General features: G+C 73.5%; 13 protein-coding genes, 2 tRNA genes and 1 other RNA gene. 9 read left to right on the forward strand and 7 right to left on the reverse strand.

Features of this window, described 5'->3' with window-relative positions; all coding sequences use genetic code 11:
• The first annotated feature begins 99 nt into the window (after positions 1 to 99).
• From VK611_16790 to nhaA, 4 genes are all read left to right on the forward strand, one after another.
• Positions 100 to 435: an STAS domain-containing protein gene (locus VK611_16790; protein HMG42993.1), complete on the forward strand. Its 336-nt coding sequence runs from the start codon at positions 100 to 102 to the stop codon at positions 433 to 435.
• Positions 436 to 439: 4 nt separating this feature from the next.
• Positions 440 to 880 carry an ATP-binding protein gene (locus VK611_16795; GenBank protein ID HMG42994.1) on the forward strand — a complete coding sequence of 147 codons (441 nt, stop codon included), beginning with the start codon at positions 440 to 442 and terminating at the stop codon, positions 878 to 880.
• A gap of 69 nt (positions 881 to 949) precedes the next feature.
• The gene (locus tag VK611_16800) at positions 950 to 1468 is read left to right on the forward strand and encodes a hypothetical protein (GenBank protein HMG42995.1); all 519 of its coding nucleotides are present in this window, start codon (positions 950 to 952) and stop codon (positions 1466 to 1468) included.
• A 21-nt stretch (positions 1469 to 1489) separates the two neighbouring features.
• A complete protein-coding gene (gene nhaA, locus VK611_16805; protein ID HMG42996.1) occupies positions 1490 to 2827 on the forward strand; it encodes a Na+/H+ antiporter NhaA in 1338 nt (445 codons plus the stop codon).
• 25 nt (positions 2828 to 2852) lie between these two features.
• On the opposite strand, the gene VK611_16810 is transcribed toward nhaA, so the two are convergent.
• On the reverse strand, positions 2853 to 3296 hold the full coding sequence (locus VK611_16810; GenBank protein HMG42997.1) for a hypothetical protein: 444 nt from the start codon (positions 3294 to 3296) through the stop codon (positions 2853 to 2855).
• Positions 3297 to 3450: 154 nt separating this feature from the next.
• On the reverse strand, positions 3451 to 3984 hold the full coding sequence (locus VK611_16815; GenBank protein HMG42998.1) for a hypothetical protein: 534 nt from the start codon (positions 3982 to 3984) through the stop codon (positions 3451 to 3453).
• A gap of 244 nt (positions 3985 to 4228) precedes the next feature.
• Between VK611_16815 and VK611_16820 the strand changes: the two genes are divergently transcribed.
• Positions 4229 to 6826, forward strand: a complete 2598-nt coding sequence (locus tag VK611_16820; GenBank protein HMG42999.1) for a LuxR C-terminal-related transcriptional regulator — start codon at positions 4229 to 4231, stop codon at positions 6824 to 6826.
• A gap of 77 nt (positions 6827 to 6903) precedes the next feature.
• Here VK611_16820 and recR read toward each other — a convergent pair whose 3' ends face one another.
• The 4 genes from recR to ffs all read right to left on the reverse strand — a co-directional run bounded on the left by recR (position 6904) and on the right by ffs (position 10121).
• A complete protein-coding gene (gene recR, locus VK611_16825; protein ID HMG43000.1) occupies positions 6904 to 7509 on the reverse strand; it encodes a recombination mediator RecR in 606 nt (201 codons plus the stop codon).
• Positions 7509 to 7877, reverse strand: a complete 369-nt coding sequence (locus VK611_16830; GenBank protein HMG43001.1) for a YbaB/EbfC family nucleoid-associated protein — start codon at positions 7875 to 7877, stop codon at positions 7509 to 7511. The genes recR and VK611_16830 overlap by 1 nt, the downstream gene beginning before the upstream one ends.
• Positions 7874 to 9961 carry a DNA polymerase III subunit gamma/tau gene (dnaX, locus tag VK611_16835; protein ID HMG43002.1) on the reverse strand — a complete coding sequence of 696 codons (2088 nt, stop codon included), beginning with the start codon at positions 9959 to 9961 and terminating at the stop codon, positions 7874 to 7876. Before dnaX ends, VK611_16830 begins: the two co-directional genes overlap by 4 nt.
• Before the next feature lie 61 nt (positions 9962 to 10022).
• An RNA gene (ffs, locus tag VK611_16840) (signal recognition particle sRNA small type) lies at positions 10023 to 10121 on the reverse strand.
• Between the two features lie 69 nt (positions 10122 to 10190).
• Between ffs and VK611_16845 the strand changes: the two genes are divergently transcribed.
• Positions 10191 to 10275: transfer RNA gene (locus VK611_16845), tRNA-Ser, on the forward strand.
• Between the two features lie 23 nt (positions 10276 to 10298).
• Positions 10299 to 10745 (forward strand): tRNA adenosine(34) deaminase TadA, encoded by a 447-nt coding sequence (gene tadA / locus VK611_16850; GenBank protein HMG43003.1) that lies wholly within the window; start codon positions 10299 to 10301, stop codon positions 10743 to 10745.
• Between the two features lie 6 nt (positions 10746 to 10751).
• Here tadA and VK611_16855 read toward each other — a convergent pair whose 3' ends face one another.
• The gene (locus VK611_16855; protein ID HMG43004.1) at positions 10752 to 10937 is read right to left on the reverse strand and encodes a hypothetical protein; all 186 of its coding nucleotides are present in this window, start codon (positions 10935 to 10937) and stop codon (positions 10752 to 10754) included.
• Positions 10938 to 11070: 133 nt separating this feature from the next.
• Between VK611_16855 and VK611_16860 the strand changes: the two genes are divergently transcribed.
• Complete coding sequence (locus VK611_16860; protein ID HMG43005.1) at positions 11071 to 12540, forward strand: PLP-dependent aminotransferase family protein; 1470 nt, start codon at positions 11071 to 11073, stop codon at positions 12538 to 12540.
• A gap of 40 nt (positions 12541 to 12580) precedes the next feature.
• Positions 12581 to 12667 (forward strand) — tRNA-Ser (locus tag VK611_16865).
• Positions 12668 to 13002: the final 335 nt, after the last annotated feature.

The raw sequence follows: 13002 nt of genomic DNA on the forward strand, positions 1-13002 counted from the left end.
TGCGAGGAGGAGTTAGAGGACGCCCGCACGACGCCAGCACGACGGCCGGAAGACGGTCCAACGATTCGTGCGCCCAGAAGCAGTAACGTCACCGGCGCCATGCAGCTCCGTGCCGATGTCTCGTCGCTCGACGGTTGGACCGTCGTCAGCCTCTTTGGTGAGTTGGACGTGGCCAGCGCGCCCAACCTGCGGGAGCAGCTCATCCAGCTCGTCTCGCAAGGTTCGCACCTGCTGGTCCTCGACCTCGAAGGGCTCGACTTCCTCGACTCCACGGGGCTCGGCGCCATCATCAGCGCCCTCAAGCGGGCGCGCACGAACGGCGGCGACCTGCGCCTGGTCTGCACCCAGGCCCGCATCCGCCGCCTGTTCGAGATCACCGCACTCGACAAGGCGTTCCCGCTGTTCGCTTCGCTCGACGCCGCCGTCAGGGCGTGATGTCGTGGCCGTCGTCGAGCTGGAGATCCCAGCCCGGCCGGCTTACCTCTCGCTGGTCCGTCTCGTGGTCGACGCGGCGGTCAGCTCCCTCGCCCCCAACCTGGGCGGCGCCCGTCTCGACGACCTCAAGCTGGCGGTCACCGAGGCCTGTTCGAACGCCATCGAGGCCCACCAGTCGGCGTGGACCGACGAGCCCGTGGTCGTGCGCTGCGAGCTGGACGACGGCACCGTGACCGTCGAGGTCGCCGACCGCGGCGGTGGCTTCGACCCGGCCGACCTCGCCGGCCTCCCCGAAGCGACCGACCCGCTGCGCCTGCGCCACGAGAGCGGCCTCGGCATCCCGCTGATGCGCACCCTCGCCGACGAGCTGGTCTTCGAGCAGGCCACGAATGGGACCACCGTGCGCCTCACCGTCTACCGTGCCGGCAGTGTTCCCGGTGGTTGATCGAGGCGTCACGACGGCGACGGAGAGCTTCACGGCGCGACGCCCGAGCGCTCGACGGAGCTGGCTCCCGTGAGCGACGAGGAGGAGGACGTCCTCCCCAAGCCCGACGCGATGCTGGCGCTCCACGACGTGACCGCCGAGCTGTTCGCCCGCCTGCGCGAGTGGTTCGCCGTGCCCGACGTCGTGTCGCTCGACCTCTCCGGCATCGACTCGGCGGTCGGCGAGCTGGGCGACCCGCTGATGGTCGCCGCCCTCGCCATGCGCAAGCTCCAGGCGCTCCACCTGCTGTCGACCCCGGGGGTGCGCACCACCACCGACGTGGTCGTCACCATCGTGCAGGACCTCGACCGGGCGCTGATCCAGGCCCCGTCGTCGCGCCTGCGGGTCCAGGCCGAGACCACCGACTGGGACGCCGAACTGGCGGCGCTCGAGGTCGGCAAGCTGGTCGACGAGAACGACGTCGCCCCGGCCGACGCCGATGCCGCCGACCCCGAGGTCGAGCGCTTCCGCATGCTCCACGCGCAGCTCCACCGCGCCGCCCGCGCCGTGCTCGAAGCCTCCGAGGGCCGCATCCGCGTCTTCGAGTAGGCCATCGGGTCGACTGTCGAGGTGACGGACAAGCCGACGTGGATCGACAGCGACCGCCCGATCGCCCGTCTCGTCGCGCAGCCGCTCGCCCGCTTCCTCCACGTCGAGGCGGCCGGCGGCATCCTGCTGCTGGGCGCCACCGTCGTCGCCCTCGTGTGGGCCAACTCGCCGTGGCAGAGCTCGTACGTCGACCTGTGGTCGACCGAGGCCGTGGTGCGGATCGGCTCCGCCGAGGTGGCCGAGAACCTGCAGCACTGGGTGAACGACGGCCTGATGGCGGTGTTCTTCTTCGTCGTCGGCCTGGAGATCAAGCGTGAGCTGGTCACCGGCGACCTGAGCGAGCCGCGCGACGCCATGCTGCCGGCCTTCGCCGCCCTCGGCGGGATGGTGGTGCCGGCCACGATCTTCCTGGCCGTCAACGCCGGTGGCGACGGCGCCGGCCGCGACGGCTGGGGCATCCCCATGGCGACCGACATCGCCTTCGCCGTCGGGGTGCTGGCGCTGCTCGGCGACCGCGTCCCGGCACCGGCGAAGCTGCTGCTCTTGGCGCTGGCCATCGTCGACGACATCGGCGCCATCCTCGTGATCGCCGTCTTCTACACCGACGAGCTGGCCCTCGGCTGGCTGGCGGCGGCGATCGTGGGCCTGGTCGTGGTCACCCAGATGCGGCGGCTGCGGGTCTGGTACCCGCCCCTCTACCTGGTGGCCGGCGTGCTGGTCTGGTGGTTCACGTTCCAGTCGGGCGTGCACGCCACGATCGCCGGCGTCGCCCTGGGCCTGGTCACACCGGCCCGACCCCTGCTGCCGGCGTTCCAGGCCGACCAGATCGCCGACCGCCTCTCGGCCGACACGGAGGTCTCCGCCGACGAGGTGCGGGAGGTGTCGTTCGAGCTGCGGGAGTCGGTCTCGGTCGCCGAGCGACTGGGCGACGCCCTGCACCCGTGGAGCAGCTACCTGATCGTCCCGATCTTCGCCCTGGCCAACGCCGGCATCCCGCTGTCGTGGGACGCGCTGGGCGACGCCGCGGGCTCCGCGCTCACGACGGGCGTGGTCGTCGGGCTCGTGGTCGGCAAGCCGCTCGGCATCGTGGCCGCGACGCTGCTGACGGTCCGCCTCGGACTTGGCCGCCTACCCGACGGCCTCGGTTGGCGGCACGTGTGGGGGATCGGCGCCCTCGCCGGCATCGGCTTCACGGTGTCGCTGTTCGTCAGCGGCCTCGCCTTCGATGCCGCCACCCAGCGCAACCAGGCCGCCCTCGGCGTGCTCGCCGCCTCCGCCGTGTCCGCCCTCACCGGCACCGTGCTGCTCCTCCGAACCCCGGCCTCGCCCCCGGAACCGGCCTCCGACCCGAAGTCGTGAGGCGGTCCCGGGAGCGATGGGTGGGTCAGGGTTGGGTGAAGCCGCACTCCGTCTCGAAGTAGGCGCCGGTGCGCTGGAGGGCGTCGCCGAGGGTGGCGGCCTGCTCGGTGAGCGTCGCCGTGCCGGCGGGGTCGTTCACGTCGATCTCGCCGTTGACGACGGGGGCGACGAGCGTGTCGAGGATCGCCGTCCAGTCGGCGGCGATCTCCGCCGGGGCCTCGAGCGCCCTCGCCTCGGCGAAGACCTCCTGCACCTTCGGGCTGGTGGGGTCGGTCGACCCGGCCGCGGTGAGCTCCGCGTACAGGGCTTCGGCGTTGTCGCAGAAGGCGGCACCGGTCGAGGCGTCCGAGGCCGAGGCCCCGGACTCCGAGGACGACTCCGCCGGAGCATCCGACTTCGCCTCCGCCGCATTGTCGTTGCCGCCGCACGCGCCGGCGACCAGCACGCCCGCCAGCGCGAGCGCGGTCATGGTGTTTCGTAGCATTGCTGACTCGCTTCCTTCGTGATTCGAGGCCGTCGTCGACGGCCAGGGCATCCGCCCGCCCACCTCGGCGATCCCACCAATCGCCGAGGTCGATCTCACTCAGAGCACGTTCATGTGCGTCCGCTCGCCGGGGTGCCGGTCACCCGCCCGTCGTCGGGTCGGGCGACTCCGAGCCGCCGCTGATCCCACAGTCGTTCTGCAGGTACTCCATGACCGCGGCCTGGTCGTCCTGGATCTCGTTGAAGGCCTCCGTGGCCTGCTGCGCCGCCGCGGGGTCGGAGGTGTCGAGATCCCGCAGCCCGCGCAGCACGGCGAGGATGTTGCTCCACGCCTCGGCGATCTCGTCGGGCGCCTCGAGTGCCTCGGCGGCGGCGTACCCGCCGTCGTCATCGGCCGTTGCGGGGTTGGCCGACGCCGTCATCGCGGCGATCGCCCCCTGGCAGAAGTCACTGTCGGCGGCCGGTGCGTCGGGGTCGACGCTGGGTGTGGGGATCTCGCCCGAGTCGGCCCCGTCGTCGGTCGAGTCGGCCGCGGCGTTGTCGTCGGCCTGGTCCTCGGTGCCCTCGTCGTCGGTGGCGTCGTCGTCGCCGTCGCTGCATGCCCCCAGCAGCAGCACGCCGGTGGCGAGCAGCGCGGCGAGGCCGGCGCGCCAGTTTGTGGTGGTGATAGTCACGAGTCCTGTCCTTCGGTCGTGGCCGTTGGTTCGGCTTCGGCGCGCCCGGACGGGCGCTCCCGTCGTTTCTTCCCCCCAGGCCGGGGTCGACGGTGGCTGTCCGTCACGCTGTGGACCCCGGCACACAAGCATGCGCAACTTAGCCCCGGCCGCCCGCCCGATTCACACGCGGAGGGGTGCAATTCGCGCTGTCCCAGGCCACAACTCCGGGCGACAGCCGCCGGACCGCTACCATCCGTAAGCCATGGCGGTCCGGGCCGACGCACGTCTCCCTTCGCGCATCGCGCGCCTCGTGGCCGACGCGCTGCCGGGCGAATCGTCGGCTGTGCAGGTCGGCATCGTCGGCGCGGGCGGGAGCGGCAGCGGCGAGGTGCTGACCGAGACCGCCGAGCGACTGCGCAAGGTCGGTCGTCAGGTCCTGCGTGTGACCGGTCGGCGGTTGGAGCGCGACGAGACGCTGGGTGCCGTCGCCGACGTGCTCGGCGGGTTGTCGTCGCTGCCGGCCGTGCAGACCGAGCGCAGCTGCCGGGAGGCGCTCCTCGACCGGCTCACCGAGAGTGACTCGGCGCTGGTGGTCGACGAGGCGCAGTGGCTCGACCCGGGGTCGCTGCGCGTGGTGGTCGGGATCGCCGAGCGGGCCGACGACCACGGCCTCACCGTCGTGGTGGCGCACCGACCGGCGCCGGGTGACGCGCCGCTGGCCGCGCTCGACGCGGCGCTGTCCCGGAACCGCCCGCTGCTGTGGCTGGGGCTGCTCGACGAGGCCGACGTCGGCGAGCGGGCGGCGCTCGTGCTGGGCACGGCCGTCGATCCGGCGCTGGTGGAGGCGCTCCACGAGCAGTCCGCCGGCGTGCAGGCGTTCGTCGACCACCTGGTGCTGGCGTGGTCGGCGTCGACGTCGGCCGCCGCCGGGGCCTCGACCCTGGACGCCGCGGTGATCGAGGCCGTGCGCGCCGAGGTCGACCAGCTGCCGCCGACCGCCCGCACGGTGCTGGCGGCGTTGAGCGCCGGCGCCGATCTCGACGACGACCTCCTCGGCACGGTCACGGGCCTGGCGGGCGACGAGCTGGGCGACGCCGTCGACGTGTTGCGGGCCGCCGGCCTGGTCGTGTCGGCCCGCGACGACGTGGTGCCGGTGGTCGCCTCCGCCGTCAACGAGCTGACGCCGGTCGCCGAACGCCGCCGCTTCCACGCCCTGCTGGCGGCCGCGTTGACCGAGCGGGGCGCCCCGCCCAGCCAGGCCGCCGAGCACCTGGCGGCGGCCAACGCCCAGGGCCAGAACGCTGCCGAGGCCTACATCGCGGCCGGTGACGCCGCCGTGGGCGATGCCCCGGAGCTGGCCCGGGCCTGGTTCGACCGGGCGGTGGCCGTGGGCGCCCCCGCACCGTTGGTCGCAGCCCGCCGCGCCGAGGCCGCGGCCCTCGACGGCGACGCCGCGGTGGCGCTGCGCCTGGCCGACGCCGCCGTCAGCGATCCGACCTGCGCCGACCGCGACCGGGCCCTGACGGTGGTGGCGGCTCTGCTGCCGGCCCGGGGCTTCTGGCGACGGGCCGCCGACGTCTACACCGAGCTGGCCCGGGGCGACGGTCCCCGCGCCGACGCGGCCGAGGTCCTGGGCGCGGTGGCGGGCATCGTCGCCGGCCGCACGCCGGTCGTCGCCGAGCTGCCCTCCGGGTCGTCGCTGGAGCTGGAGGCGATGGTGCTGTGCAGCCGGGGCCTGGCGGCCTCGCTGGGCGCCGACGCCGGTGCCGGGGCGGCGCTCACGCCGTTCCTGGAGGCCGCCGAGCTGCTGGAGTCGTGCCACACCCGGCTGGTGCTGCCCGACACGCCCCACGCCATCGGGGCGACCGTGGCCGTGGCGCTCAGCGAGCTGTCCGCCGCCGAGCACCTGCTGGCCCGGGCGATCGAGCGTGACGTGGGCGGCGGGGCGCTGCGCCACCGTCACCGGCTGCTGGCCGGCTGGGTGGCCATGCGCAACGGCCGCTGGGCGGCGGCGCAGCAGGCGCTCGACGACACCCGCAACCAGCCGCTGGCGCCCCGCGAGCTGCTGCTGGCGTCCGCCATCGACGCCGGCCTGGCCCGCCGCTCCGGCGACCTGGCCCGGCTCGGCGAGGCCTGGCGCGGCGCCGAGGGCGTGCTGCTGCGGCATCCCGCCGACCTGCTGTCGCTCGACGCCATCGGCGAGCTGACCATCGCCGCCAGCCGCCTCGGCCTGTGGGACCGGGTGGGCGCCAAGGCCCGTGAGCTGGGTGACGTCCTGCGCTCGCTGGGCGAGCCGCCCCTGTGGGTGCTGCCGCTGCGCTGGATCGGGTTGCAGGTGGCGCTGGCGACCGACGACCGCGAGGCCGCCGTCCGCCGCGCCGCCGAGGTCGAGGCGGTGACGCCGGTGAACCCCCGCCTGCGGGGTCTGGCCGACGCCGCCCGGGCGTGGGTGGCGATCCTCGGGGGCACCGTCGAGCCGGCCCGGGTCGCCGATGTGTCGAAGGGGCTGCAGGCGCTGGGGCTCACGTGGGAGGCGTCACGGTTGACGGGTCAGGCGGCGATCCGCTCCTCGGACCCCTCGGTGACCCGGTCGCTGCTGGAGCAGGCCCGCGACCTGAAGGCGGCGCTGCCGTCCGCCGAGGCCGACGAGTCGCCGTCGACGGCCAGTGTGCTGTCGGAGCGGGAGCAGATGGTGTCGCAGTACATCGTCGACGGCCTGACCTACAAGGAGATCGGCGCCCAGCTGTACATCTCCCCGAAGACGGTCGAGCACCACGTGGCCAAGATCCGCCAGAAGCTCGGCGCCACCACCCGGGCCGAGATGCTGGCGGCGCTGCGGACCCAGCTGGCGCCCACCTGAGTCGGGGCGCGACTACCGGCAAACTGCGTGGCTCGCGGTCGCTGTACGGCCACCAGCCACGCAATTTCGGGGGTCAGTCAGTCGGGGACCACGCGGCGGCCTTCGAGGGCGCGGCCGAGGGTGAGCTCGTCGGCGTACTCCAGGTCGCCGCCGACGGGGAGGCCGCTGGCGATCCGGGTGACCGTGAGGCCGAGCGGCTTGAGCAGTCGGCCCAGGTAGAGGGCCGTCGCCTCGCCCTCGAGGTTCGGGTTGGTGCAGAGGATCACCTCGTCGATGCCCTCCGCTCCGATGCGCTCCAGCAGCTCCCGGATGCGCAGCTGGTCGGGGCCGACGCCCTCGATCGGGCTGATCGCCCCCTGCAGCACGTGGTAGCGGCCCTTGAACTCGCCGGTCTTCTCCACCGCCACCAGGTCACGGGGCTCCTCGACCACGCAGACGACGCTGGTGTCGCGGCGGTTGTCGCCGCAGATGGTGCAGTGCTCGTCCTCCGACACGTTGAAGCACACGGCGCAGAAGCGCACCTTGTCCTTCACCTCGGCGATCGACCGGGCCAGCCGGAGGGCGTCGTCCTTGGGCACCTTGAGCAGGTAGAAGGCGATGCGCTGGGCCGACTTGGGCCCGACGCCGGGGAGGCGGCCGAGCTCGTCGATCAGTTCCTGGACGGGAGCGGCGTAGACGGCCACTAGGGCGCTGCCGGGTCGGTGCCCGCGTCCCCGCCGCCGCTGCCGCCGAAGAACTGGTCGAAGGCGGAGCCGAGGTCGATCTGGCCGAGGCTGCCCAGCGCCTCGCGCTGCAGCTCGACGACCTTGGCGCCGGCGTCGCGGAGCGCCGCCAGGATGAGGTCCTGCAGCATCTCGACGTCGGTCGGGTCGACCACCTGGGGCGACAGCGTGATGCCGGTGACCTCGCCGCCGCCGGTCATCGTCACCTTGACGACCCCGCCGCCCGCGGTGCCCTCGACCGTGCGCGCCGCCGCCTCGGCCTGCGCCGCCATCGCCTCCTGGGCGGACGCCAGGAGGTCCATCGGGTTCGGTGCCTCGGGCTCGCTCATGGGTTGTTGTCCTCTTCGATCAGCTGACCGCCGCCGAACTCACGGAGCAGGAGGTCGACGCCGCCGGCGGGGGTGTTGTCGGCGTCGCGGAGCTCGGACACGTCGATCGACTCGACGTCGTCGTCCTCGGGTGGGGCCGTGGGCGCGGGTGCCTGGCCGCCGGCCGGGGCGGGTGATGCTGCGGCCTCGCCGCCCTCGAGGACGACCTCCACGGTCATGCCCTCGCCGAGTCGGGCGGCCAGCGCCTGCTCGACGTCGCGGCGACCCTCGTCGCAGGCCTTCTGGTGCCAGGCGTTGGGGACGGCGAACTGCGCCGGGTTGGTCAGCGGCGTCACCCAGCTGCCACCCCGCCACTTGCTCCGCACCGGCAACGGCAGCTCCGCCAGCACCTCGCTCCAGATCTTCGTCAACCCCGCCAGGTCGACACCCCCACCGTTCGTCACGGGGTCGGGTGCGGCGGCCGCGGTCACCGGGGCCGCGGCGGGAGCGGTGGCGACGGTGTCGGTCGCCACCGTCGGGGGCGGTGTCGTGGCGGCGGGCGCGGTGCTGGCTGCCGGGGTCGGGGCTGCTGCCGTGGCGGCTGTCCCCGTGCTGGCCGCCGCGGTCTCGGGCGCGGCGGTGGCGGCGGGCTCGGTGTCGGTGGCCGCGGTCGGCGGCGGTGTCGTGGCGGTGGGTTCGGTGCTCGTCGCCGCCGTCGGGGGTGGTGCGGTGGTGGTGTCGGTCGCCGGCGCCGCCGCCTTGGGCGCCGCGCGTCCCGGCTTGTCCTTGGACGCCAGCTTCTCCGCCAACGCAGCTCGGGCGGCGCTGGCCGGGCCGCCACCGCCACTCGTCGGGCCGCCGCTGCCGGACGGGCCGTTGGTGGCCGGAGGCGGCGTCGGGACGGCGGCCTGGGTTGCCGGCGCCGTGGCGGTCGGCGCCGTGGCGGTCGGCTCTGCGGCGGCGGCTCCCGACGGCGCAGGCGGGACGGTGCCCGACTGGATCGCCCGCTCCAGGCGGTCGAGGCGCTCCAGCACGGCGTCGAGGCTGCGGTCGGCGTCGGGTCGGGCCAGGCGGACCAGCGCCACCTCCACCACCACCCGCGGGTCGGGCTTGCGCGACAGCTCCATCAGCGCCTCGCCCAGAACCTCGAGCGCCCGGGTCAGCCCCGCCGCCCCGATCTGCTGGCCCAGCTCCCGGGCCCGCGCCCGCTCGGACTCCTGCAGCTGCTCGTCGCCGGCGCCCAGCACGGCCAGGAAGGCATCCCGGAGGCGGACGATGACGGCCTCGCCCAGCGCCCGCGGCTCGCGCCCCGTCGACGTCGCCTCCGCCACCGCCACCAGCACGGCGCCCACGTCGTGGGCGGCCAGGGCCTCGAGGATGGCGTCGACCGGCGCGCCGTCGCTGACGACCTCGCCCAGCGCGGACACCTGGTCCAGCGCGGACAGCGTGTCGCGCGCCGACCCTCCGCCCGCCCGCAGCACGTGCGTGACGGCGTCGTCGGCCAGGCCCAGGTCGGCGTCGGCGATGACGTGGCGGATGTGCTGCTCGAGCACGTCGGGCGGCAGCAGGTGGAAACCGAAGTGCTGCGTGCGGCTGCGGATGGTGGGCCGCACCTTCTGCGGGTCGGTGGTCGCCAGCACGAACACCACGTGGTCGGGCGGCTCCTCGAGGGTCTTCAGCAGGGCGTTCTCGGCGCCCTGGCTGAGCATGTGGACCTCGTCGAGGATGATCACCTTGCGGTTGCCCGACGTGCCGAGCGGCACCCGGTCGAGCAGGTCGCGCATGTCGTCGACCTTCGACTTCGACGCCGCGTCCTGCTCCAGGAACCAGTCGGTGAGCTGGCCGCGCTCGACGGCGAGGCAGTTGTCGCACTTGCCGCAGGGCTCGCCGTCCTGAGGGTCGGCGCAGTTGAGGACCTTGGCCAGGATGCGGGCCGCCGAGGTCTTGCCGGTGCCGCGGGGACCACTGAACAGGTAGGCGTGCCCGACCCGCCCCTCACGGACGGCGTTGCGCAGCGCCTTCGTCACGTGGTCCTGGCCCAGAACCTGGTCGAAGCGCTGGGGCCGGTAGCGGCGGTACAACGACTGGTAGTTCGGAGCGGACACAGGCCGATGCTACAGATGCCCGCAACGTCGCCCGGGCGTGTGAAAGCCCGTGATCGAAGGTGACGGCCAGACGATCTGCGGCACACCACAGGTTCCGCTGAGAGCTGCTGCCTCCCGGCCCTGACTCGGTTCACGGGCTGCAGTTGCACAGGGCCCGGCCGTCACCTGCGACCACGGGCTGGGGGCACACGATAGCCTTCCCCGTTCCGGGCACCGACCAGGTGCTCTCGGAGGAGTGCGAGAGCGGCCGAATCGGCACGCTTGGAAAGCGTGTGTGGGGCAACTCACCGTGGGTTCGAATCCCACCTCCTCCGCTGTGCTGGATAGGTTCACCCACGTGGACCTGGAGAAAGCCATGGGTGTGGCGCTCGACGAGGCGGTGGCCGCGAGCGGGCACGACGACGTGCCGGTCGGGGCGGTGGTGTTGCGTGACGGCGAGGTGATCGCCCGCCGCCACAACGAGCGGGAGCAGACCGGCGACCCCACCGCGCACGCCGAGATCCTGGCGCTGCGCGACGCCGCCGAGGCGACCGGCTCGTGGCGGCTCGACGGCACGACGCTGGTCGTCACGCTGGAGCCGTGCATGATGTGCGCGGGTGCGCTGGTGGCGGCCCGGGTGGAGCGGGTGGTGTTCGGGGCGGCCGACCCCAAGGCGGGGGCGTGCGGGTCGCTCTACAACGTCGCCGCCGACCCCCGGCTGAACCACCAGGTCGAGGTGGTGGCGGGCGTGCAGGCCGACGAGGCGTCGCGGCTGCTCACCCGGTTCTTCGCCCGGCGGCGCTGACGCCGCTCAGCTGGCGTGGGGCAACGGGCAGGGACGGTCGGCGTGGTGCTCGCGACGGTCGGTCCGGCCGAGGTGGCCACACCAGCAACGCCACACGACGACCACGCCGTCGGCCGTGTTGTGGATGGCTTCGATGCGGCTGGTCGACAGCAGCACCCGTGATCCGTGGGCTGGGCAGTACTCCTCGAACATCACGATCCCCTGGCATCCGTTCGGTCCACTTGCGTCAAGCCAATTTCCCAGTTGGCCTGGGTCGGTGGCCGGATGTGGGCCACCCTGCGGCCGATTGGCATCTGGTTCCAGGGCCAATGGAGGAAACATTGGTATGGCTTCCCGGGTGAACAACATCGAGGCGTTGCTGGGTCCGTGGTCCGAGGGGCAGGGCCCGTTGCACCGCAAGCTCACCGACGCCCTCCGCCACGCCGTCGACGTCGGCTACCTCCCCGTCGACGAGCGGCTCCCGTCCGAGCGCGAGCTGGCCCTGCGACTGGCCGTCAGCCGGTCGACCGTGGTCGCCGCCTACGACGCCCTCCGGACCGAGGGCCTGCTGGAGAGCCGGCAGGGCAGCGGCACCCGGGTGTGCGCGGCGGGGCGGGCGACCCGGTCCGCCGACGTCACCCACCAGCTCAGCCCCGTCTACCGCTCGCTGCTCGACGCCCGCGACGACCTGATCTCCCTCGCCTGCGCGGCCTCCCCCTCGCACCCGCTGGTGCGGGAGGCGCTGCACGACGTCGTCGCCGAGGATGGCGACAAGCTGCTGCTGCAGCTCGGCTACACGCCCGCGGGGCTGCCGGCGCTGCGCGAGGCGCTCGCCGAGATGTACATCGCCCGGGGCCTCGCCACGTCGCCCGACCAGATCGTGGTCACGACCGGGGCGCAGCAGGCGATCAACCTGGCCGGCGCCCTGTTCGTGCGTCCGGGCGACGACGTGGTGGTCGAGTCGCCCAGCTTCGCCGGCACCCTCGACGCCTTCCGCACCCGGGGCGCCCGCCTCGCCTGCGCGCCGATCATCGACGACGACGGGGTCGACGTCGACGCCATCGTGGCGCAGGTGCGCAGGCGGGAGCCGAGCGCCATCTACGTCATCCCGTCGTACCACAACCCGACCGGCGCCCTGATGGCCGAGTGGCGCCGGCGCCGTCTGGCCGACCTGGCGACCGCCGAAGGCGTGCCCGTCATCGAGGACAACGCCCTGGAGAACGCCCCGCTCGAACCCGACGACCTTCTGCCGCCCATCGCCGCCTTCGCCCCGCCCGACGCCCCGATCCTCACCGCCGGGTCGCTGAGCAAGGTGGCGTGGGGCGGGCTGCGGATCGGCTGGCTGCGGGGGCCGGTGCACCTCATCGAGCGGATCGCCGAGCTGAAGGCCATGAGCGACCTCGGCTCGCCCCTGCTCGACCAGGCGGTGGCGGTGCGGTTGGTGCCGCAGCTCGCGGAGCTGCGCGAGGAGCAGCGGCTGCGGCTGCGGCGGAACCTCGACGTCGTCGGCGACCTGCTCTCGGAACACCTGTCCGAGTGGTCGTGGAGCCGGCCGCGGGGTGGCACCTCGCTGTGGATCCGCATGCCGTCGGGGTCGGCGGCGGCGTTCGCCCAGCTGGCGTTGCGCTACGGCGTCGAGATCATCCCGGGCGAATCGATGTCACCGACGTCGGAGCACCGCGACTACTTCCGCTTCCCGTTCACCGCCGAGCCGACGGTGCTGGAGGAGACGGTCCGGCGCCTGACGGCCGCCTGGAAGGCCTACGCCCCCCGCCGCGAGGAGCCCTCCCAGCCCGCGCGCCGAGTGGTGGTATGAGTTCCGGACGGCCTCCCGCACACTGCTAGCGTCGCCCGACGGAAGCGTGCCAGAGCGGACGAATGGGACGGCCTCGAAAGCCGTTGTGGTCTCCGGATCACCGTGGGTTCGAATCCCACCGCTTCCGCTGAGTAAGAGGCCCCGCGGATAGGGCCTCGTACAGCCCACGCGTGGGAATTTGGCGGCCGCCCGCCTGCTCAACGGGCGGGGCCTCCCAGCCAGCAACACCACCGCAACGCATGCTGACGTGCTTATCCGCCGAGTGAGTCGGAACACCGGGAACACCGGGCAGGGTTCCGGGGTTGGGGGACCCGTGCCCGCCTCTTCTGCTCGACGTGCCATCTCGGTCCTCCGCTCGTCCCACGACCGGCTGCAGAGCCTCGTGGTCCCGTTGGAGCCCGACGAGCTCGAGCGGGGGTCGTTCGCCAGCGAGTGGACGATCGCGGACGTCCTGTCGCACCT

It is taken from the genome of Acidimicrobiales bacterium, assembly GCA_035316325.1.
In the GTDB taxonomy this organism is placed as follows: domain Bacteria; phylum Actinomycetota; class Acidimicrobiia; order Acidimicrobiales; family VFJN01; genus DASXTK01.

What these genes read in the sequence shown, in the direction of transcription:
- VK611_16820 (HMG42999.1), top strand. Translation starts at nt 4,229, where the DNA reads ATGGCGGTCCGGGCCGACGCACGTCTCCCTTCGCGCATCGCGCGCCTC.
- VK611_16860 (HMG43005.1), top strand. Translation starts at nt 11,071, where the DNA reads ATGGCTTCCCGGGTGAACAACATCGAGGCGTTGCTGGGTCCGTGGTCC.
- VK611_16855 (HMG43004.1), bottom strand. Translation starts at nt 10,937, where the DNA reads ATGTTCGAGGAGTACTGCCCAGCCCACGGATCACGGGTGCTGCTGTCG.
- VK611_16790 (HMG42993.1), top strand. Translation starts at nt 100, where the DNA reads ATGCAGCTCCGTGCCGATGTCTCGTCGCTCGACGGTTGGACCGTCGTC.
- VK611_16830 (HMG43001.1), bottom strand. Translation starts at nt 7,877, where the DNA reads ATGAGCGAGCCCGAGGCACCGAACCCGATGGACCTCCTGGCGTCCGCC.
- VK611_16810 (HMG42997.1), bottom strand. Translation starts at nt 3,296, where the DNA reads ATGACCGCGCTCGCGCTGGCGGGCGTGCTGGTCGCCGGCGCGTGCGGC.